This window comes from Helicobacter enhydrae, from assembly GCF_001693335.1.
GTDB classification, from domain to species: domain Bacteria; phylum Campylobacterota; class Campylobacteria; order Campylobacterales; family Helicobacteraceae; genus Helicobacter_G; species Helicobacter_G enhydrae.
In genome coordinates this window covers 888,878-909,530 of sequence record NZ_CP016503.1, presented here as the reverse complement: position 1 = coordinate 909,530, position 20,653 = coordinate 888,878, and the positions used below count along the sequence as shown (strand labels likewise).

The following is a 20,653-nucleotide window of genomic DNA, read 5'->3' as shown; positions in this document are numbered from 1 at the left end:
GGATCCGTGTCTAGCAGAGATCAGAATCGATAAAAATAAGTGAGGCTCAAATAATTGGTGTAGCTCACGCTTGGATTGAGTTTTTGGTTTTGAAAACTAATCGTGCGATTGGGGATTTTGAGTGTTTCGATGAAGCGATAGCCTATCTGTATCTGGTGTTTGTCATAATAATAATGCAATGCAAAAGTTGGGAAAAGATCGTGTTGGGTGAAAAACGCCAAAGATTGGTTGTTGATGAGGTAGTTGTGGTAGATTTCAGCGTTGTATCCTAGCCCTATGCTTAGCCCTAGCGTGTGGTTACCCTCTTGGAAATAATCCCACAAAAGATCAAACTCCGTCCCGATCCAAAACGGCAAAACGCTTTGCGTCTGCACGCTTGCCATCGTGCTATCGTGGATTGTCATCAAAGCACGCATACCAAAATCTTGTGTCACATAATACTGATACCCTGCCAAAATCCCACCCATCACCATTGAGTTTGTGTTTTGCACTCCCCCCTCTCGCATCGTGATCGTGCCAAAAGTCGCCTCAAGCCCCAAAACAAAGCCGTTTTTATCTATTGATTCTGTGGGCTTGTCTTGTGTGGGGGTGGTTTGTGGAGCTTGTTCTCTCATATCCTCTTGAGAGATAAGCAGTGTGCAAATGCACAAGATTGATAACAAAACTTTTTTCATCACTATTCCTTTGGAAATAAAACGGCGATTCTAGCACAAAGACTAGAGCCGATGAATGGTTTTGGATTGCTAGATTTGTCAATGCCGCCTTCAAAAAATTCCAAAATTTTAAGTTAAAACATAAGCAAAAACATATAAAATTACAGCTATCTTTTACAAATTTATAAATCAAAACAAATCGGAGAAATGATGCAAAATATTAGAAATATCGCAGTGATTGCACATGTCGATCACGGGAAAACAACACTAGTTGATGGATTGCTAAGTCAGTCAGGGACTTTTAGCTCACACGAGCAAGTTGATGAGCGGGTGATGGATAGCAATGACTTAGAAAGAGAGCGAGGGATCACAATCCTCTCAAAAAACACAGCGATTGAATACAAAGGAACCAAAATCAACATCATTGACACCCCCGGACACGCCGATTTTGGAGGCGAGGTGGAGCGTGTGCTCAAAATGGTGGATGGCGTGTTGCTCCTTGTAGATGCACAAGAGGGGGTGATGCCTCAAACCAAATTTGTGGTGAAAAAAGCATTGAGCTTTGGTATCCGTCCAATCGTGGTAGTCAATAAGATAGACAAACCTGCCGCCGAGCCTGATAGAGTGGTTGATGAGGTGTTTGATCTGTTTGTGGCAATGGAGGCAAATGATTTTCAGCTTGATTTCCCTGTGGTTTATGCAGCAGCACGCGATGGGTATGCGATCAAAAATCTTGAAGATGAGAAAAAAAACCTAGAGCCTTTGTTTGAGGCGATTTTGGAGTATGTCCCTGCTCCTACAGGAAGCTCTGATAATCCTTTGCAAATGCAGATTTTCACCCTTGATTATGATAATTATGTCGGAAAGATAGGGATTGCGCGCGTGTTTAATGGGCGTGTCAAAAAGGGTGAAACGGTAATGCTTGCCAAAAGTGATGGGAGCAAAGAAACAGGTAGGATTACAAAGCTCATCGGATTTTTGGGACTTGCAAGGACAGAGATTGAGAATGCACAGGCTGGAGACATTGTCGCGGTGGCAGGATTCAATGCGATTGATGTGGGGGATTCTTTGGTTGATCCCAATCACCCAATGCCCCTTGATCCAATGCACCTAGAAGAGCCCACAATGAGCGTGTATTTTGCCGTTAATGATAGTCCTCTTGCGGGGCTAGAGGGCAAACATGTGACTGCCAACAAAATCAAAGATAGACTTTTGAAAGAAATGCAAACCAATATCGCAATGCGTTGTGAGGAAATGGGAGAGGGGAAATTCAAAGTCAGTGGGAGAGGGGAATTGCAAATCACGATTTTGGCAGAAAATCTCAGACGCGAGGGCTTTGAGTTTTCGATCTCGCGTCCAGAGGTGATTGTCAAAGAAGAAAACGGCACAAAAATGGAGCCTTTTGAACATCTTGTGATTGACACTCCTCAAGATTTTAGTGGGGCAATCATTGAGAAGCTTGGGCGACGCAAGGCGGAGATGAAAGCGATGAATCCGATGGGCGATGGCTACACTAGGCTTGAGTTTGAAATCCCTGCAAGAGGGCTGATTGGCTATCGTAGTGAGTTTTTGACAGACACCAAAGGAGAGGGGGTGATGAATCACTCGTTTTTGGAGTTCCGTGCGTTTAGTGGAAGTGTGGAGAGTCGCAGTAATGGGGCTTTGATTTCTATGGAAAATGGCGATGCTACGGCGTTTTCTTTGTTTAATATCCAAGAGAGGGGGGTGTTATTTATCAACCCTCAAACCAAAGTCTATGTGGGAATGGTGATAGGTGAGCATAGCAGAGATAATGATCTTGATGTCAATCCTATCAAATCCAAGCATTTAACCAATATGCGTGCAAGCGGAAGTGATGATGCGATTAAGCTTGTGCCACCTAGAGATCTCACGCTTGAGAGGGCGTTGGAATGGATTGAAGATGATGAGATTTTGGAGATCACTCCTTTGAATATTCGTATCAGAAAAAAATATCTTGATCCCAATATGCGTAAAAGAATGAAAAAATAAGGAGCTAACGATGAAAATGGTTGAAGCAATGCGTTCTTTGCACGCCTGCAAAATATTTGATGAGACTAGAGAGATCCCAAGCGATGAGTGGGAGCAGGTCTTGGAGATGGGGCGTTTGACACCTAGCTCGTTTGGATTGGAGCATACGCGTATTTTGCTCATTCGTTCCAAAACCTTGAGGGAACAAATCCAGCCCTTGTGTTGGAATCAAAAGCAGATACCAACTTGCAGTGAGCTTGTGATATTCAAATCCAAAGTCAAAGACATCATTGCTCCATCAGATTATATTGTGCAATATATGCAAAAGCTTGGATTGGATGAACGCTTTATGAAGCGTTTGCAAGAGTTTCAAGCTCAAGCTGACACACGCAGAAATCTTGAGGATTGGAGTATGAAACAAGCGTATTTGATGGCAAGTTCGATGGTCAATGGAGCGGGACTTTTTGGCATTGATTCTTGCTATATAGAGGGGTTTGAGCGTGAAGCTTTGGAGCGATTGCTGGGGATTGATCCTGAACTAGAGAGGATCGCATTGCTTGTGGCGTTTGGCTATCGTGTCAAAGAGCCAAAAGCCAAAACCAGAATCTCACTAGATGAACTTGTAGAAATTAGATAAAGAGGTGGATGATGCTAACAGTAGTCAAGCGTAGCGGTAGAGTAGAGTTGCTAGATATTTCCAAAATCCAAAAATACACAAGCGATGCTGTAGAGGGATTGGAGGGAGTGAGCCAAAGTGAGCTAGAAGTCGATGCCAAAATCCACTTCCGCGATCAAATCACCACAGAGGAGATCCAGCAGACTTTGATCAAAACGGCAGTGGATAAAATCGATATAGATTCTCCAAATTGGACATTTGTGGCAGCGCGTTTGTTTTTGTATGACTTGTATCACAAAGTGAGTGGATTCACGGGTTATAAGCATTTGAGAGAGTATTTTGAACGCGGAGAGAGTGAGGGCAAAATCCTCAAAGGATTCAAAGAAAGATACGATTTGGACGCACTCAATGACTATATCAAGCCTGAACGCGATTTGCAGTTTAATTATTTGGGGGTCAAAACACTCTATGATCGCTATTTGCTCAAAGATTCCCAAAACACACCCATTGAGTTGCCCCAACAAATGTTTATGGCTTTGGCGATGTTTTTGGCGCAAAACGAAAAAGACTGCAATGCTTGGGCAATGCAGTTTTATGATGTGATTTCAAAGTTTGAGGTGATTACAGCAACGCCGACATTGGCAAATGGACGCACCCCACGCCATCAGCTCAGCTCTTGCTACATTGGCAGCACACCCGATAATATTGAGGGCATTTTTGATGCTTACAAAGAAATGGCACTTTTGAGCAAGTATGGTGGTGGGATTGGCTGGGATTTTAGCAAAGTCAGAGGGCTTGGAAGCTTCATCGATGGACACAAAAATGCTGCAGGGGGCGTTGTGCCGTTTTTGAAAATCGCCAATGATGTGGCGATCGCAGTGGATCAGTTGGGGACACGCAAGGGGGCAATCGCGACTTACCTTGAAATATGGCATACAGATGTGCAAGAGTTCATCGAGCTTAGGAAAAATAGTGGGGAGGAGCGACGCAGGGCACACGATCTTTTCCCTGCTGTGTGGATTTGCGATCTTTTTATGAAAAGGGTGGAGGAAAACGCACAATGGACACTTTTTGATCCTTATGAGTGTCCTGAGCTTACGGAGCTGTATGGGGAGGAGTTTGAGGCAAAATATATCGAGTATGAAAACAACCCTGATGTGCTCAAAGAACACATTTCTGCCAAAGAATTGTGGAAAAAAATCTTGACAAACTACTTTGAGAGTGGGTTGCCATTTTTGGGATTCAAAGACAATGCCAATCGTGCCAATCCAAACGCACACGCAGGAATCATCAGAAGCTCCAATCTTTGCACAGAGATTTTTCAAAACACACAATTTAGCACCTACAAAGTCAAAGTAGAGTTTGAAGATGGGAGCGAGGTGGAGTTTGGCGAGTTTGATGAGGTGAGGACTGATTGTGGCGTCATCAAAAAAGCAAACAAGCTAACAAGTATTGATAGTTTGCAGGGCAAAAAAATATTCATCGCCCAAAAAGTGCAATATGGTGGTGCTACAGCAGTTTGCAACCTTGCAAGTGTCAATCTTAGCAAGATCCACACACAAGAAGACATCGAGCGTGTCGTGCCTATTGCAATGCGTATGCTTGATAATGTGATTGATCTCAACTTCTACCCCAATCGCAAAGTGCGTGCGACAAACTTGGCAAATCGTGCAGTTGGCTTGGGGGTGATGGGTGAGGCAGAAATGCTTGCGAGTGCAAAAATCCATTGGGGCAGTGATGCGCATCTAGAAAAAATCGATGAGATTATGGAGATGATCAGTTTCAATGCGATTAAAGCAAGTGCAGATTTGGCACAAGAAAAGGGGATCTACCCACAATTTGAGGGCTCAAACTGGAGCAAAGGGATTTTCCCTATCGATGTGGCAAACAAAGAAGCACTCAAGATCGTGGATCGTGGAGGGTTGTTTGGCACTTCGTGTGATTGGAATGCTTTGAGGGAAAAGGTCAAAATTCAAGGAATGCGTAATGGGTATTTGATGGCAATCGCTCCGACAAGCTCTATCTCTATTCTTGTAGGCACCACCCAAACGATTGAGCCTGTGTATAAACGCAAATGGTATGAAGAAAACCTCTCAGGGCTTGTGCCAGTGGTGGCACCCAATCTGAATCTAGAAACTTGGGATTATTATGTGAGTGCTTATGATTTGGATCAAACAGCACTCATTCGTGCTGCGGCAGTGCGTCAGAAGTGGATCGATCAAGGGCAGAGTGTGAATCTGTTTATCAGTCTAGACACGGCAAGTGGAAAGGCATTGAATGATTTGTATATGACTGCTTGGAAATTGGGGTTGAAATCAACTTATTATCTTAGGAGCCAAAGCCCCGAGGCAAAAGAACAAGTGATGGATCGCAGTGTCGAGTGTGTGAATTGTCAGTAGGATCCTCTTGATCTTGCTGATCTTTGCCCATTTTGTCACATATTTTGGTGCTGAAATCCCCACTTTTGATTGACTGATTAAACTTCTTGTAACTTTCACATGCTCTTTGTGTAACTTTATTTTATAAACAACGATGTTCTGCAATCTTTTCAAGTTTGATTCTTGAGTTTTGGAGTATAGTTATTGGCAACTAAAGCTTAAGGAGACAAAATGAATAGTAAGGTTTTAAGCGTATTGCTTGGTTGCTCTTTGTTGATCCCTGCGATTGCACAGGAAAAGCCCCAAAATGACAAAAGTGGGTTTTTGATGGGATTTGAGTTTGAAACCACACAAGTGGATATTTATCAAAAATTCACAACTACAACTGGAGGGCAGACAGAGTATTATGGCAAAAAAGATGAAACCCTATTCCTAGCAAGTGCTGTTTTGGGGTATCAGCATTATTTTGGAGAGATACAAGGGATTGCCACCAAAGTGACTCTAGGTGCAGGGCTCTATCCTGTTGAAGTGAGTACAAGTGGCATAAAGGTGGGGCAGAATCAATCTGTAGATTTCACCACGAGTTTTCTCCCTATCAAAAGCTCTGTGGAATTGAGTTATCTCCTTGATTTTGTCAATAGCGGTCTGCATTCTTTGGGGCTAGATTTGACATTGGGCTATGAGTTTGGTGTCAATCTTGTCGCACACTCTATGCAGCCGGGTGACAAAAATATGCTCACCACCCTTTTCACTCAAAACCTATACCCAAAGGTGGGATTGCACTATATTTATGGCAACCACCAATTCAATTTGAGTTACAAGTTTTTGAGGCTTCTCAACAAAGCCCAGCTTGAGATTCTCAATGGAGATGTGGTGTCTGAATGGAAGTTTCAATCATTTGCTTACAATCTCAAAAACAAGCCTTCTGACTTGAGTTTCAGCTATATTTATCGCTATTGATCCTGCCCCTTATATCATCAAGGGGGCAAGGATAAAGCCCAAAGACACAGAGAGGGCGATGGCTAACACTCCGGGGATGATGAAAGAGTGGTTGAATATGTATTTTCCGATTCTAGTCGTTCCTGTGTCATCCATCTGCACAGCTCCCAAAAGTGTAGGGTAAGTTGGCAAAACAAAAAGCGCACTCACTGCCGAAAACGATGCCACAAGGATATAGGCGTGTTCTGCGTGTTCTGCACTAATCCCCAATGCCACAATCACCGCAGGCATCAACGCTTTGGCTGTGGAGGCTTGAGAGTATAGGAGCATTGAGCCAAAAGCAAGTCCGACAGCAAGCAAATAAGGATACGCACTCACGATGTCTGAAGCATAGGTTTTGATTTCATCGATGTGAGCTTTGACAAAAGTATCGCCAAGCCACGCAACTCCAAGCACACAGATACAAGCCACCATTCCACTTTTGAACACACTAGAATCAGGAATCTTAGAGGGATTGATTTTGCAAAAGATAGTGATAAGTGAAGCCACAACTAGCATAAAAGAGATGATCGCTCCATCTCTTGGTAGTATGACAGGATCGATGAGTGCGATATTTTTGGAGATCGCACAAGCATAAAGCACCACAGCCAACACCCCAAGTGCAAAAAACAAAACAGAGAGTTTGGCTTGAGGAGTGATGATCCTTTGGGTATGTCCTTGTGGCTCTTCGACCAAATGCTGTGCTAGACGCTCTTGGAAGATTTGGCTATCTGAAAGTTTGGTATTGCTAAAAGTGCTGATGATGAATGCTGTGAGCATACACCCTGCAAAAGTCGTCGCAATCCAAATGCCCAAAAGACTAAGATAGCTCATTCCCAAAGGCTCTAGCACCCCTGTCATATAGATGACTGCTGCAGAAATAGGGGAGGCGGTGATTGCGATTTGAGAGGCAACCACTGCTATGCTGAGTGGCACAGAGGGCTTGATGTTTGCACTTTTGGCAACATCAATGGTTACAGGAATCATAGAAAAAGCCGTGTGCCCTGTCCCTGCAAAAAGCGTGAGAGTGTAGGTGATGAGCGGGGCTAGATAATTGATGTATTTTGGGTTTTTTCTCAAAATCTTTTCTGCAATATCGACTAGATATTCCATCCCACCTGCTACCTGCATAGCCGAGATAGCAGAAATGACAGAGGCGATGATGAGGATGACATCTGTAGGAATGCTCCCGGGGGTTAAGCCCAGTCCAAGCGTAAGGATGACTACGCCAATCCCTCCAGCATAGCCGATGCCAATCCCCCCAAGTTTCACCCCGATAAAAATAGCACCAAGCAGAATGATAATCTCTAAAATCAACATACCCTCTCCTTAGTGAGTTATTTTTGCATTTTTGCCTTATCTTCGATTGTCATGTGAGGCTTGAGCATATTTTCAGGTCGGAAAATTTCATCAAGCTGTGCTTGTGTGAGCAAACCTCTCTCTAGCACGATTTCACGCACTCCCTTTCCAGTGCTCAATGCCTCTGATGCGATCGAGGCGGAGTTCTCATATCCGATATAAGGATTGAGTGCAGTAACAATGCCAATGGAGCCAAAGACATAATCACGACAAACTTCCTCATTTGCAGTGATTCCATCGATACATTTACTTGCTAAAGTTTTCATCGCTTTGCCAAGCATTTCAATCGAGTTAAACAAAGAATATGCGACCACAGGCTCCATCACATTGAGTTGAAGTTGCCCAGCCTCTGCTGCAAAAGACACAGTGACATCATTACCAATCACCAAAAAGCACACTTGATTGACCACTTCAGGAATCACCGGATTGACTTTGCCGGGCATTATGGAGCTTCCGGGTTGCATTTTGGGTAGAGTGATCTCACCAATCCCTGCTCTTGGACCTGAGCTAAGCAATCTCAAATCATTGCAAACCTTTGATAGTTTCACTGCCACTCTTTTCAACACTCCGCTCACTTGGACATAGGCTCCATTGTCTTGCGTAGCTTCAATGAGATTGCCTGCAGTGATAAAAGGGCAGTTTGTCACTTCTTGAAGTTTTTTCTCTACGATTTTGGCATAGTCGGGGTGGGAGTTCATCCCTGTGCCGATAGCAGTCCCTCCCATATTCATTTCGCGGATAAGATTTCTAGCCTCTAGCACGCGATCGATGTCTTCGCCAATCATAATCGCAAAGGTTTTAAACTCTGCCCCCAAAGTCATTGGCACGGCATCTTGAAGTTGTGTTCTTCCCATTTTGAGAATATCTTTGAACTCTTCAGCCTTGCGTTCATAAGAGGCTTGCAAAAATTTCATATCTTCTGCAAGGGTGGTGAGATAGTTATAAATCGCAATCCTCATTGCTGTCGGATAGGCGTCATTTGTGGATTGGCTCAAATTGATATGATCGTTGGGGTGGCAGTATTTGTATTCTCCCTTTTTGTGCCCCATCAGCTCCAAAGCGATGTTTGCGATGACTTCGTTTGCGTTCATATTGGTGCTTGTGCCTGCTCCACCTTGTATCATATCCACTACAAATTGATCATTGTATTTGCCACTCATCACCAAATCACAAGCTTGAGAGATATAGTCTTTGAGCTCATCGCTGATGAGTCCTAGCTCATTGTTTGCCAACACTGCAGATTTTTTGACTTGTGCCAACGCAGTGATGAACTGCGGGAAGTTGGAGAGTCGGTCGTGGGAAATGTTGAAGTTTTCCAACGCTCTGCAAGTTTGCACTCCATAATACACATTCTCATCAATTTCTAGATTGCCTAGAAAGTCGTGTTCGATTCTTTTCATTTGCACTCCTTGAATATTTTTGAGGAATCTTAAAAATACAAACAAAATACTTAGTGCGAAAGCTTGTGCTTGTGGTTTTGTTTTGATCTGTGGATTCACAAAATGTTACCAATTTATTTTCGGGGTTTTGGGGAAATAACCAATATTCTCAATTTGATTGATGTGTCAGAAAAGGGTTAAAAAAAGATAACCCTATCTGATCCAACCCCCTTGTTATCGGAAGTAATGCACTGCTCCCTTGAAGATTTGCATATCAAAATTGCCTTGAATGTTTTTGAGCAAGTTGGGTTTGTAGCGTTCGGGATGTCCCATTTTCCCAAAGATTCTTCCATCTTGTGAAGTGAGGGCTTCAATCCCATAGCTTGAGCCATTTGGGTTGTATCTGATGTCATTGCTCACATTGCCTTCCAAATCCACATATTGCATCGCAATTTGCCCATTGCGTGCAAGCTCTTCTATGACTGAATCTTGAGCATAAAATCTCCCCTCTCCGTGAGAAATGGGTAGAGAATAAATCTCTCCGATTTGCATTTGAGAGAGCCAAGGTGAAGAGTTGGAGCAGACTTTCACACGCACGATTTTGGATTGGTGACGCAAGAGGGTGTTGTGCAGTAGTGTAGGGTGGTCTGCTTGTGAGGGTAGTATTTTGCCAAAAGGTAGAAGCCCTAGCTTGACAAGTGCTTGGAAGCCGTTGCAGTTGCCACCTATGAGACTATCTTGAGATTCCAAAAAGTGTGAAATGCTTTCTTTGATTTTGGGATTAAAAAAGAAAGTTTTGATCATTTTGGCTGATCCATCAGGTTCATCTGCTCCAGAAAATCCACCTGACAAGAAAAGGATCTGACTGCGTTTGAGCGAGGCGGAGAAGTTTTTGATTGATTGCTTGATGTGTTCTTGTGTGAGATTTTGCAACACTAGGATCTCAACTTCTGCCCCTGCCTCTTCAAATGCGTATTGAATGTCATATTCGCAATTGGTGCCAAAAAACACAGGGAGCAACACTCTAGGTTTGGCGTATTTTTGGAGAGGGGTGGGGGCAGGGGTGTGTTTGGCTGGTGGTAGTGTGGTGGGCGTTGAGGCGTGTTGGGTTTGCGTAGGATAGACTGATTGCAATGGCTGCTCATAGAGCTCTGATAGCACATCCAAAGAGAGTGAGGTTTGTTTGTGCGTGATGTGTGGAGCAAGAGTGGTTTTGCCCAAAAGGAGCAAAGGAAGCTTTTGTTTGCTCTCGATGATAAAAGAGCCATAAGACATATCAAAAATCTCTTCTAGTGCCACATCTTCAAACGCAAAACCAATGCGATTGCCCAAACACATTTTGAGTATGGCTCCTGCTATGCCACCAAAAGTCGGAGTGTAGCAAGAGAGTGCTTTGTGCTCTTTGATGAGCGAGTGGATGAGGTCAAAATGTGGTTTGAGGTTGGTGGGGAGATGGTTTGTGTCAAGCTCGGGTTTGATGAGATAGACAAAGCTATCGTGGGATTTGAATTCTGGTGCAATGAGATGTGTGCAATCTGATGCTGCAAAAGCAAAAGAGACAAAAGTCGGAGGGACATTCAACTCTTCAAAAGTCCCGCTCATTGAGTCTTTGCCTCCAATCGCACAGATTTCTAGCCTTTTTTGTGCTAGAAATGCCCCAAGCAAAGTCGCAAAAGGTTTGCCCCACTTGACTGGATCCTCGCCTAGTTTCTCAAAATATTCTTGAAAGCTTAGATAGATTTCTTCAAACTTCACGCCTGTTGCAATGAGTCTGCACACAGATTCTATGACGGCAAAATAGCCCCCTTTGAGTGGGTTTTGCTCACACAAGAATGGGTTGAACCCAAAGGACGCCACAGAGCAGGTTGTGGTTTGTGCAAATGGGATTTTGTGTGCCATCGCTTGGATGGGGGTGCTTTGGTATTTTCCTCCTAGTGGCATAAAAATCGTATTGCCCCCGATTGTAGAATCAAATTTTTCAATCAATCCACGCTTGGAGCAAATGTTGAGATCTTGAGCCAAGGATTGAAAATCTTGTATGAAGTTATATTGCTTTTTGGTGGATTCTTTGGGTCGTGTGATTTGCACGGCTGTGCTTCTTTTGGCTCCATTGCTAGTGAGGAGGGCTTTGGGGAGTTTGGCAACGACTTGCTGATGATGATAAAAAATAATCACTTTTTCATCGATCACTTTTGCAATGCAGCGGCATTCTAGATTTTCTTCCTCTGCAAGTTTGGCAAATAGGGCTACATCATTTGGGTTGAGCAAGATTGCCATTCTCTCTTGAGATTCGCTGAGTGTCAAATCATAGGCAGTCATCCCCTCGTATTTGCAAGAGATTTGATCTAGGTGGATTTCCAATCCATCGGCTAATTCGCAAAGTGCCACACTGATCCCCCCTGCACCCAAGTCATTGCATCGCTTGATGAGTTTGATTGCATTGGGATTGCAAAAGAGCCTTTGTATTTTGCGTTCCTCTGGGGCATTGCCTTTTTGGACTTCGCTCCCACAAGTGCTAAGAGAGTGGATATTGTGAGAGAGTGAGGAGCCACTTGCTCCACCGCAGCCATCACGCCCTGTTTTCCCTCCAAGCAACACGATGACATCGCCACTTTGGGGTGCTTGAGAGGACACCCATTCTTTGGGTGTTGCTCCCAAAACCGCTCCAAGCTCTAGATGTTTGGCTTTGTAGCCCTCGTGGTAGATCTCTTCTACCATTCCTGTAGCAACGCCGATTTGATTGCCATAAGAACTGAATCCATCTGAAGATTTGATGGCAATACTGCGTTGAGGGAGTTTGCCTTTACGCGTTTGTGAGATCGATTCTAATGGATTGGCACTGCCTGAGATTCTCATCCCTGCATACACATAGCCTCGTGCGGACAAAGGATCGCGAATCGCCCCGCCAATACAGGTAGAAGCCCCGCCAAAAGGCTCGATTTCTGTGGGGTGGTTGTGCGTTTCGTTTTTGAAAAACAAATACCATTTTTCATCGCCTTTGGGGGTGGTGACATTGATTTCAAGGGTGCAAGCATTTTGCTCTTCTGTTTGGGCGATTGATTTGGCTTTGCCCTGTGAGGTGAGATATGCACTCATAATCGTTCCCAAATCCATAAGAGAGATAGGCTTTTGTCTGCCTAGCTCTTTTCTTGTCTGCAAATAGTCTTGATAGATCTGCTCTGCCAATGGATCTTCAAAGGCGATCGAGGAGATCTCTGTGAGAAATGTCGTATGTCTGCAATGATCAGACCAATAGGTTTCGATGATTTTGAGCTCGAGTGGGTTGGGGTGTTGCAAGTATTGCTCGATGAGTTTGAGATCCTCTGCTGCAAGGTTGATAGGGGCTTGTGGCACATCATCTGTGGCTTGTGGGGTGTGATGGGATTTGCCAAAAACCTCTGTGGATTCTATGGGATTGATGAGGTAGGAGAGGATCGCCTCTTGCTGTGCCTGTGTCAAAGTGCCATAGAGTTTGAAAACCTGATGGTGCTTGAGCGTGGTGGGGGGGAGATTGAGCATTTGGAGGCATTGTATCGCTGAATATGAACGCTTGTCAAACTGCCCCTCTAGTGGTGCGATGCCAAAGAAAAAATCACAATCTTGCAAAGAGAGTTCTTCCAACATCTCATCGACTTGAGGTTCGCAAAAAACGATTTCTTGCACCTTTTGCAAGTCTTGTTTGCAAACTCCATCAATGCTATAAACATTGATGATTTCTAACTTCTCCAAAGTTTGGATTGCGAGGAGCTCTCGGATTTCTTGTGCTAACTTCTCTGCCTCATAGGCAAAAGCTTCTTTTTTTTGGACATAAATCTCAATCATAGCGATTCCTTATAATTTCCCAATGTCTTTGCGATAGTAGGCATTGGCAAAGCGTATCGATTTGAGTTGCTTATAGACTTGCTCTCGTGCGATTTGGAGTGTGGGTGCGGTGCAAGTCAGACTTAGCACCCTTCCACCAGAATTGACCAATCCCTCATCAGTTTGCTTCACTCCTGCAAAAAAAAGATTGGGCATATCAGAATAAGAAATCAGATGATTGGTTTGAAACTTTTGGGGATAGCCCTCTGAAGCAACGACGACACAGCAAGAAGAGAGGGGCTTAAAACGCACCTGCTCTTGCTTGAGGGTTTCATTATGAATGCTAAGCATAATTTCAAACAAATCACTCTCTAGTAGTGGCAAAATCGTTTGGGTTTCGGGATCTCCAAAGCGGCAATTATACTCAATGACTTTCACTCCATTTGTTGTAAGCATTAATCCAAAATACAAACAACCTTTGAATCTCCTCCCCTCTTGATTGAGACCTTTGAGTGTTGGCAAGAAAATGTTTTGCATACATTCTGCTTGGATTGCTTCAGTGTAATAAGGATTTGGTGCGATGCAGCCCATTCCGCCTGTATTGAGCCCCTCATCCCCATCCAAAGCCTTTTTGTAATCCATAGAAGAAACCATTGGGACAATCGTTTTGCCATCAGTAAAAGCCAAAATTGTCGCTTCTTTGCCCTCCAAAAACTCTTCGATCACAATGCGTTTGCCACTCTCGCCAAACACTGCATTTTCCATCAAGTCCTCAATCGCTTGGTGTCCTTGAGTGAGGTTTTTGGCGATAATCACTCCTTTGCCAAGTGCCAAACCATCGGCTTTGATGACTTTGGGAAATGATGTGGTGCTTAGAAACTCTTTGGCTTTTGTGGGGCAATCAAAAACCCAGTAGGGAGCTGTGGGGATAGAATGTCTATGCATAAATTCTTTGGCAAAGATTTTGCTTCCCTCCACAATGGCTGCATTGGCTCTTGGACCAAAACAAGCGATCCCATTGGATTCTAAAACATCAACCATTCCTTCCACTAGGGGGTTATCAGGAGACACAATCACAAAATCTATCCCCTCTGATTGGATACATTGAAGCACTTCAGTGTGATTGGTAATATCTGCTTTGAGACATATTGCCTCTTGTGACATTCCCGCATTGCCGGGTATTGCAAAGAGGGTAGAGATGTTTGGATTGTTTTTGATGGCTTTGAGGATGCTATGCTCTCTTCCTCCGCTTCCAATGATTGCAACTTTCATTTTGACTCCTAATGGTGGAATAGCCGACAATGCGTGAAAATCATCAATAGTTGATGTTTGTCGCAATATTCTATCAAGGAAGTATCTTGTTTGCTTCCGCCGCTTTGGGCGATGTAGCTCACACCGCTTTGCTCTGCTCTTTGGAGGTTATCCACAAATGGGAAAAACGCATCGCTCCCCAAGCTAACCCCTTGAATCTTTGAGAGATATTCTTGCTGTTCTTCTTGTGTGAAATGATTGGGTTTTGATGTGAAAAAATCCTGCCAAGTGTCAAAAAATGCCGGTTGGTGTGTGAGATAGGCATCGATGAGATTGTCTTTGGTAGGGCGATTGAGTGAGGGCAAAAATGGAAGCTCTAGCACTTTTTGATGTTTCCTCAAATGCCAAAGATCTGCTTTGGCACAAGCTGTGCGTGTGCAGTGAATCCGCGACTGCCCTCCAGCACCCACTCCGATAGCTTGACCTTGGTGGGCTAAAACAATGGAATTGGATTGCGTGTATTTGAGCGTGATAAGCGAGAGGATGAGATCGGTTTTGGCTTCTTGGGGGAGGTTTTTGTTTTGTGTCACGATGTCTTGCAAAACCCTCTCATCTAGCACGATTTCATTGCGTTCTTGCTCAAAGGTGATTCCAAAGACTTCTCTTTTTTCAAGAGAGGGTGGCGTGAATGTGGGATCTATTTCGATGATGATGTATGCTCCGTTTTTTTTGGTTTTCAAAATATTGAGTGCTTCTTGGGTGAAGTGTGGGGCGATAATGCCATCAGAAACTTCTTGAGCGATGAGCCTTGCTGTCATCTCATCACAACTATCACTCAATGCAATAAAATCACCAAAAGAGGACATCCTATCAGCCCCTCTAGCTCTTGCATAAGCTGTAGCGATGGGTGAAGCATTGACATCCAAATCTTGCAAAAAATAAGCCTGTAGCTCTGTTTGAGACAATGGAGAGGCGAGTGCAGATGAAGTCGGACTGAGGTGCTTGAAAGAAGTGGCACAAGGGGTGTTTGTCGCGTTTTTGAGCTCTTTGACAAGTTGCCACGCATTGAGTGCATCCAAAAAATTGATATACCCAGCATTTCCATTGAGGACTTGAAATGGTAGTTTGGTGCTATAGATTCTAGCACGACCTTGATTGGGGTTGCAGCCGTATTTGAGTGTGATCTCTTCCATATTTATTCCTTGTTTAAAATGATTGTGTTGGTTTGTTGGGTGGTAGGATGGATGCTTTGTGCAAACAGGGCGATTTTGTAATCTTTGTCTAGATTGTCCCATACTTCAGTGGCTAGTTCCTCTAGCGATTGTGGGATCTGTAGTGCTTTTGGTTCGCCGATAAAAGAAGGCAGTGGAGACCAATCTTGTGCATAAGTGTGCAAAAAATGCCCATAGCCCTCTACGCTAGGGTATTCATAGAAAAATCTATGGCAATAATGGGTTTGAAAAGATTTGATCAGACTCATTTTGTAAGAAAAGTCATCACCCTCTAGCGTGATGAGTGTGCTAATCCTTGGGGTGAAATGTGGGGCGTCAGGCTCAAACTCTCTCATCCTCAATGCTTCCTCAAAGCTCCCTCCCTTTTGAAGGGCGTCAAAGATGCTTTGGGTTTGATCGCCATTGCCTAGAATGATTTGGTTTTGGAAAGTGAGAAGTGGGGGATAAAAAGTCAGCGAGGTGTCTGCATCGGTGTCTTCTACCCGTGCTTGGATGTGGATTTGCCCATCTTTGGCGACAAATGTGCGATTTTGGCTATTTTGGCTACGCCCACTCAAAAAATACAACAAAAACGCCTCCTGTGTTTTTGGGCTTTTGCCTACGATGATTCCGCGTCCGAAGTAACGATGTGTCCGCAAAAGTTCTTGGATGTTCATTTGTTCTCCTTTAGGATTTGATTGATGAGTGTTTGCAAGGCTTGAGGCAAGATTTTTTGCTCAATGGTTGCTACTTTTTTCTGCAAAGATGAAGGAGTTTCTTTGGCAGAGATACGCACGGCTCTTTGTGCGATGATTTGACCGCCATCGACTACTTCATTGACCAAATGCACGCTTGCTCCACTGACTTTCACCCCGTATTTGAGAGCTTCTTGATGCACTTTGATTCCATAAAATCCTGCACCGCAAAAGCTCGGAATCAATGAGGGGTGGATGTTGATGATTTTGTTGGGAAATGCTTGGATGAATCGGGGGGATAGGATTTTGAGAAATCCTGCCAACACAATGCAATCGATTTTGTATTCCCTCATTTTTTCTAGAGCTTCTGTTTCAAATGTCGCAGGGTTGGTGAGTGCAAAAGAGGGGAGGTTTGAATCACTCGCACGCGTGAGTGCGTAGGCGTCTGCTTTGTTTGAAATCACCAAAGAGAGTTTGCCGTTTTTGAGTTTGCCTTGATTTTGATAATCGATCAAAGATTGTAGATTGCTTCCATTGCCTGAAACCAAAATGGCAATGTTTAGCATAAAAACACACCTTCATTTTGGCAAATCTCTCCCAAGATACAAACCTGCTCACCAGAGGATTGGAGGGTTGAGAGTGTGCGATCCACTTGAGAGGGATCGATGATGATACACATCCCAATCCCCATATTAAAAATCCCAAACATTTCCTCTTGAGAAATGCCACCCTTTTGGGCTAGAAAATCAAAAATAGGTTGATGAGGGATGGAGTTTTGGGAGATTTTGATCCCCAATCCTTGTGGCAAACTGCGTGGAATGTTTTCATAAAAACCACCGCCTGTGATATGGGCAATGGACTTGACCTCTAGCGTTGCTAGAAGGTTGAGCACAGAGGAGACATAGATTTTGGTGGGAGTGAGCAGGGTTTCTATGATGGGTTTGCCTTGAAAATCATAACTAAGCGGGTTGATGTGGTTGTCTTGCAAAATCTTACGGACCAAAGAAAATCCATTGGAGTGCAAACCGCTTGAGGCTATGCCAATTGCTATATCTCCTTGCTTGATCCTTGCTTTGTTGGGGATTTTGCTTTTTTCTACGATACCCACACAAAATCCTGCCAAATCGTATTCATCTTTGGCATAAAATCCGGGCATTTCTGCTGTTTCTCCACCCAAGAGTTGGCACCCAGATTCTATACACCCTTGAGCGATCCCCTCCACGATGTCTGCCACTTTGGTGGGGGTGTTGCAATCTAGAGCGATATAATCCAAAAAAAACAAAGGCTTCGCACCAGAACACAAAATATCATTCACACACATTGCCACACAATCAATCCCTATGCTCGTGTGCCGATCAAGCAAGAATGCAAGTTTGAGTTTTGTGCCTACTCCATCTGTCCCACTCACCAAAATCGGCTCTTGCATTCCTTGTAGTTGGAGTGGGAAAAACCCTCCAAAATCGCCGATTTGGTTGATTGTCCCTTGAAGTTGTGTTTTGGCGATATGTTTTTTGATGAGGTTTGTTGATTCGTATCCTGCATTGACATTGACCCCTGCATCCTTGTAGCTTGAGTGCTTCATTTCTGCTCCTTGTTTTCAAACTGATTTTTTTTGGTATTGTTTGGAATAGGCGTGGGGTAATTGCCTGTGAAACAAGCACTACAATAGCCTTGCAAACCTTTGGTTTGAAGCATATAATCCATTCCTTCTAGCGTGAGATAGCCTAAGCTATCAAGTCCCAAGAGTTTTTCTATCTGAGAGACAGAGTGTGCACAAGCGATAAGATATTCTTTTGAATCGATGTCTGTGCCATAAAAGCAGGGGTTGAGAAAAGGAGGCGATGAAACTCTCATATGGATTTCTTTTGCCCCTGCTCCTCTTAGGAGTTTCACGAGACGCTTGGTGGTATTGCCTCTGACAATAGAGTCATCAATGAGGATGATTTTTTTGCCTTTGATGTTTGGGAGGATGGGGTTGAGTTTGAGGCGTAGTTTTTCTATTCTTTCTTCTTGTGTTGGGGAGATGAAAGTGCGTGCGATATAGCGATTTTTGATGAAACCTACGCCATAGGGAATGTTTGATGCTCTAGCATAACCAATCGCTGCATCGATCCCAGAATCAGGGACCCCGATGACAATATCAGCTTCTACCGGATAGGTTTTTGCCAAAAACTCTCCTGCCCTCATTCTCGCCAAATGGATACTCTGCCCATCCAAAGACGAATCAGCTCTTGCAAAATAAATATACTCAAAACTGCAAGTTGTTTTGGGTTTTTGGTTGCAAAAAGTTTGGATGCTATGCACCCCTTGTTTGTCAAAGACAACAATCTCTCCGGGGAGAATGTCGCGAATGAAATTTGCCTCCACTGCATCAAGTGCGGAGGTTTCTGATGCGATGATGTATTCTCCCCTTGATGTTTGCCCATAGCAAAGAGGACGGAAGCCGTGAGGATCCCTCATCGCAATGAGTTGTGAGTGATCCATTAGGACCAAAGAGTATGCACCATTGAGGCTTTGGGCTGATTTTTGGAGTGCATCTTGGAGTGATGAGGAGGAGAGTTGGTTTTTGATGATGAGATGAGCGATGACTTCAGTGTCGTTGGTGCTGTGAAAAATCGAGCCTTCTAGCTCTAGTTTTTTTCTCAATTCATAGGCATTGACGATGTTGCCGTTGTGTGCTAGTGCTAGAGAATGTGCAATGCGGTTGATGAGTATGGGCTGGGCGTTTTGTATGTGGTTGCCCCCTGTTGTGCAATAACGCACATGCCCGATACAAATATCGCCATTCCCCAAATCTTGCAACGCTTGTGGGGTGAGCACTTCATTGACAAGACCGGTATTTTTGCAGGATTTGAAACAATCATTTTCATTGATGACGACACCACAGCTCTCTTGCCCACGATGTTGCAATGAGGACAATCCAAAATAGGCAAGAGAGGACATAGAAATACTTGTCGGAGAAAAAACACCAAAAACCCCGCATTCCTCTTTGATGTGTCGCATTATTGCCCTTTGGACAGAATTTTTTCTAGCACTACGCGATAAGATTCTGTGAGATTGCCCAAATCCTCCCTGAAACGATCTTTGTCTAGTTTTTCTTTGGTTTGCATTTCCCAAAAGCGGCAAGTGTCAGGAGAGATCTCATCTCCTAGACAGATCTTGCCCTCATCATCGATACCAAACTCTAGTTTGAAATCCACGAGTTGAATCTGGAGTTTTGCAAAATAAGGACGCAAAATCTCATTGATTTGCAGAGCCAAAGCTGAAATGCTTTCGATTTCTTCTTGTGTGGCAAGATTGAGAGCGATGATGTGATAGGTGTTGATCATCGGATCGCCCAAGTCATCGTTTTTGTAGCAAAACTCTAAGATCGGGCTATCAAATACTTTGCCCTCACTCACGCCGAGCTTTTTGACCAAAGAACCTGCTGATATGTTACGCACGATCACTTCTAGCGGGAACATTTTGAGTTTTTTCACTAGCGAGTCTGTATGATTGAGCTCTTGAATCAAATGCGTGTTGATATGGTGTTTGTGTAGCTCCTGCATCACAAGGTTGGAGATGCGATTGTTGAGCTCACCTTTTCCTGCGATTGTCTCTTTTTTGGCTCCATTAAACGCTGTAGCTTCATCTTTGTAGGAGAGTAGGAGTTGGGATGGGTTGCTTGTGGCGTAGAGTTTTTTTGCCTTGCCTTCATAAAGTGGTGGATTAGTCATTGTTGTCCTTTATCTGTTGGGTTAGTGTGGCGTTGTTTTGAAGGATTTTTTGAGCTTCTTTTTGGCGTTTGTTCAAGATTTTTTCATAAAGATCTGGGTGGTTTGTTGCCAAGATTTGTATGGCAAGTAACCCCGCGTTTTCTGCCGCATTGATACCGACACAGGCGACAGGGATCCCGCTAGGCATTTGCACGCTTGAGAGCAGAGAATCCATTCCTCCCAAATCGCTTGTTTTGATAGGGATTGCAATCACAGGAAGCGGGGTGAGAGAGGCTAAAACTCCGGCTAGATGAGCGGATTTGCCCGCCGCGGCAATCAATACAGAAAAACCATTTTGGATAGCATTGGACGCAAAGTCTTTGGTTGCTTGTGGGGTGCGATGGGCAGAGAGGATTTGGACTTCAAAATCTATCTGGAATTCTTTCAAAATCTCAAAGCACTTCTGCATTATTGGCAAATCGCTTTGACTTCCCATAACTACAGCTACTTTTTTCATTCTTTCAACCTTGGAAATGTAGTGTTGTGCCATATCCATAAAAAGATAATGAACAGATTATACATAAAAAATTAATTTTATTTTGAAAAATAAATCATTGGTCAATTTTGATGTGTTTGTGTGCCCATCAT

At 43.8% G+C, this 20,653-nt stretch carries 16 protein-coding genes; 4 read left to right on the top strand and 12 right to left on the bottom strand.

Annotated features, from left to right (window positions below; all coding sequences use genetic code 11):
- Positions 1-20: 20 nt before the first annotated feature.
- Positions 21-674, bottom strand: a complete 654-nt coding sequence (locus BBW65_RS04210) for a hypothetical protein (RefSeq protein WP_066340167.1) — start codon at positions 672-674, stop codon at positions 21-23.
- A 189-nt stretch (positions 675-863) separates the two neighbouring features.
- On the opposite strand from BBW65_RS04210, the gene typA reads away from it, so the two are divergent.
- From typA to BBW65_RS04190, 4 genes are all read left to right on the top strand, one after another.
- Positions 864-2,663: a translational GTPase TypA gene (gene typA / locus BBW65_RS04205; protein WP_066340164.1), complete on the top strand. Its 1,800-nt coding sequence runs from the start codon at positions 864-866 to the stop codon at positions 2,661-2,663.
- A 10-nt stretch (positions 2,664-2,673) separates the two neighbouring features.
- On the top strand, positions 2,674-3,279 hold the full coding sequence (locus BBW65_RS04200; RefSeq protein ID WP_066340160.1) for an NAD(P)H-dependent oxidoreductase: 606 nt from the start codon (positions 2,674-2,676) through the stop codon (positions 3,277-3,279).
- A gap of 11 nt (positions 3,280-3,290) precedes the next feature.
- Positions 3,291-5,657: a ribonucleoside-diphosphate reductase subunit alpha gene (locus BBW65_RS04195; protein ID WP_066341808.1), complete on the top strand. Its 2,367-nt coding sequence runs from the start codon at positions 3,291-3,293 to the stop codon at positions 5,655-5,657.
- Positions 5,658-5,867: 210 nt separating this feature from the next.
- Positions 5,868-6,596, top strand: a complete 729-nt coding sequence (locus BBW65_RS04190; RefSeq protein ID WP_066340157.1) for a hypothetical protein — start codon at positions 5,868-5,870, stop codon at positions 6,594-6,596.
- 9 nt (positions 6,597-6,605) lie between these two features.
- Here the strand turns inward: BBW65_RS04190 and BBW65_RS04185 are convergent, their stop codons facing one another.
- The 11 genes from BBW65_RS04185 to purE all read right to left on the bottom strand — a co-directional run bounded on the left by BBW65_RS04185 (position 6,606) and on the right by purE (position 20,522).
- Positions 6,606-7,934 (bottom strand): anaerobic C4-dicarboxylate transporter, encoded by a 1,329-nt coding sequence (locus BBW65_RS04185; protein WP_066340155.1) that lies wholly within the window; start codon positions 7,932-7,934, stop codon positions 6,606-6,608.
- Between the two features lie 17 nt (positions 7,935-7,951).
- Positions 7,952-9,373 carry an aspartate ammonia-lyase gene (gene aspA / locus BBW65_RS04180; RefSeq protein ID WP_066341806.1) on the bottom strand — a complete coding sequence of 474 codons (1,422 nt, stop codon included), beginning with the start codon at positions 9,371-9,373 and terminating at the stop codon, positions 7,952-7,954.
- A 213-nt stretch (positions 9,374-9,586) separates the two neighbouring features.
- Positions 9,587-13,174 carry a phosphoribosylformylglycinamidine synthase gene (locus tag BBW65_RS04175; protein ID WP_066340152.1) on the bottom strand — a complete coding sequence of 1,196 codons (3,588 nt, stop codon included), beginning with the start codon at positions 13,172-13,174 and terminating at the stop codon, positions 9,587-9,589.
- Between the two features lie 9 nt (positions 13,175-13,183).
- The gene (gene purD / locus BBW65_RS04170; RefSeq protein ID WP_066340151.1) at positions 13,184-14,425 is read right to left on the bottom strand and encodes a phosphoribosylamine--glycine ligase; all 1,242 of its coding nucleotides are present in this window, start codon (positions 14,423-14,425) and stop codon (positions 13,184-13,186) included.
- A gap of 8 nt (positions 14,426-14,433) precedes the next feature.
- Entirely contained in the window at positions 14,434-15,597 is a 1,164-nt protein-coding gene (locus BBW65_RS04165; RefSeq protein WP_066340148.1) for a phosphoribosylaminoimidazolecarboxamide formyltransferase, read from the bottom strand.
- A 2-nt stretch (positions 15,598-15,599) separates the two neighbouring features.
- Entirely contained in the window at positions 15,600-16,292 is a 693-nt protein-coding gene (locus BBW65_RS04160; protein WP_066340146.1) for an IMP cyclohydrolase, read from the bottom strand.
- A complete protein-coding gene (gene purN / locus BBW65_RS04155; RefSeq protein ID WP_066340143.1) occupies positions 16,289-16,876 on the bottom strand; it encodes a phosphoribosylglycinamide formyltransferase in 588 nt (195 codons plus the stop codon). The genes BBW65_RS04160 and purN overlap by 4 nt, the downstream gene beginning before the upstream one ends.
- Positions 16,870-17,892 (bottom strand): phosphoribosylformylglycinamidine cyclo-ligase, encoded by a 1,023-nt coding sequence (gene purM, locus BBW65_RS04150; protein WP_066340141.1) that lies wholly within the window; start codon positions 17,890-17,892, stop codon positions 16,870-16,872. The genes purN and purM overlap by 7 nt, the downstream gene beginning before the upstream one ends.
- Entirely contained in the window at positions 17,889-19,313 is a 1,425-nt protein-coding gene (gene purF / locus BBW65_RS04145; protein WP_066340138.1) for an amidophosphoribosyltransferase, read from the bottom strand. The genes purM and purF overlap by 4 nt, the downstream gene beginning before the upstream one ends.
- Positions 19,313-20,026, bottom strand: a complete 714-nt coding sequence (gene purC, locus BBW65_RS04140) for a phosphoribosylaminoimidazolesuccinocarboxamide synthase (protein ID WP_066340134.1) — start codon at positions 20,024-20,026, stop codon at positions 19,313-19,315. The genes purF and purC overlap by 1 nt, the downstream gene beginning before the upstream one ends.
- On the bottom strand, positions 20,019-20,522 hold the full coding sequence (gene purE / locus BBW65_RS04135; RefSeq protein WP_066340132.1) for a 5-(carboxyamino)imidazole ribonucleotide mutase: 504 nt from the start codon (positions 20,520-20,522) through the stop codon (positions 20,019-20,021). Before purE ends, purC begins: the two co-directional genes overlap by 8 nt.
- Positions 20,523-20,653 lie beyond the last annotated feature (131 nt).

What these genes read in the sequence shown, in the direction of transcription:
- BBW65_RS04210 (WP_066340167.1), bottom strand. Translation starts at nt 674, where the DNA reads ATGAAAAAAGTTTTGTTATCAATCTTGTGCATTTGCACACTGCTTATC.
- typA (WP_066340164.1), top strand. Translation starts at nt 864, where the DNA reads ATGCAAAATATTAGAAATATCGCAGTGATTGCACATGTCGATCACGGG.
- BBW65_RS04200 (WP_066340160.1), top strand. Translation starts at nt 2,674, where the DNA reads ATGAAAATGGTTGAAGCAATGCGTTCTTTGCACGCCTGCAAAATATTT.
- BBW65_RS04195 (WP_066341808.1), top strand. Translation starts at nt 3,291, where the DNA reads ATGCTAACAGTAGTCAAGCGTAGCGGTAGAGTAGAGTTGCTAGATATT.
- BBW65_RS04190 (WP_066340157.1), top strand. Translation starts at nt 5,868, where the DNA reads ATGAATAGTAAGGTTTTAAGCGTATTGCTTGGTTGCTCTTTGTTGATC.
- BBW65_RS04185 (WP_066340155.1), bottom strand. Translation starts at nt 7,934, where the DNA reads ATGTTGATTTTAGAGATTATCATTCTGCTTGGTGCTATTTTTATCGGG.
- aspA (WP_066341806.1), bottom strand. Translation starts at nt 9,373, where the DNA reads ATGAAAAGAATCGAACACGACTTTCTAGGCAATCTAGAAATTGATGAG.
- BBW65_RS04175 (WP_066340152.1), bottom strand. Translation starts at nt 13,174, where the DNA reads ATGATTGAGATTTATGTCCAAAAAAAAGAAGCTTTTGCCTATGAGGCA.
- purD (WP_066340151.1), bottom strand. Translation starts at nt 14,425, where the DNA reads ATGAAAGTTGCAATCATTGGAAGCGGAGGAAGAGAGCATAGCATCCTC.
- BBW65_RS04165 (WP_066340148.1), bottom strand. Translation starts at nt 15,597, where the DNA reads ATGGAAGAGATCACACTCAAATACGGCTGCAACCCCAATCAAGGTCGT.
- BBW65_RS04160 (WP_066340146.1), bottom strand. Translation starts at nt 16,292, where the DNA reads ATGAACATCCAAGAACTTTTGCGGACACATCGTTACTTCGGACGCGGA.
- purN (WP_066340143.1), bottom strand. Translation starts at nt 16,876, where the DNA reads ATGCTAAACATTGCCATTTTGGTTTCAGGCAATGGAAGCAATCTACAA.
- purM (WP_066340141.1), bottom strand. Translation starts at nt 17,892, where the DNA reads ATGAAGCACTCAAGCTACAAGGATGCAGGGGTCAATGTCAATGCAGGA.
- purF (WP_066340138.1), bottom strand. Translation starts at nt 19,313, where the DNA reads ATGCGACACATCAAAGAGGAATGCGGGGTTTTTGGTGTTTTTTCTCCG.
- purC (WP_066340134.1), bottom strand. Translation starts at nt 20,026, where the DNA reads ATGACTAATCCACCACTTTATGAAGGCAAGGCAAAAAAACTCTACGCC.
- purE (WP_066340132.1), bottom strand. Translation starts at nt 20,522, where the DNA reads ATGAAAAAAGTAGCTGTAGTTATGGGAAGTCAAAGCGATTTGCCAATA.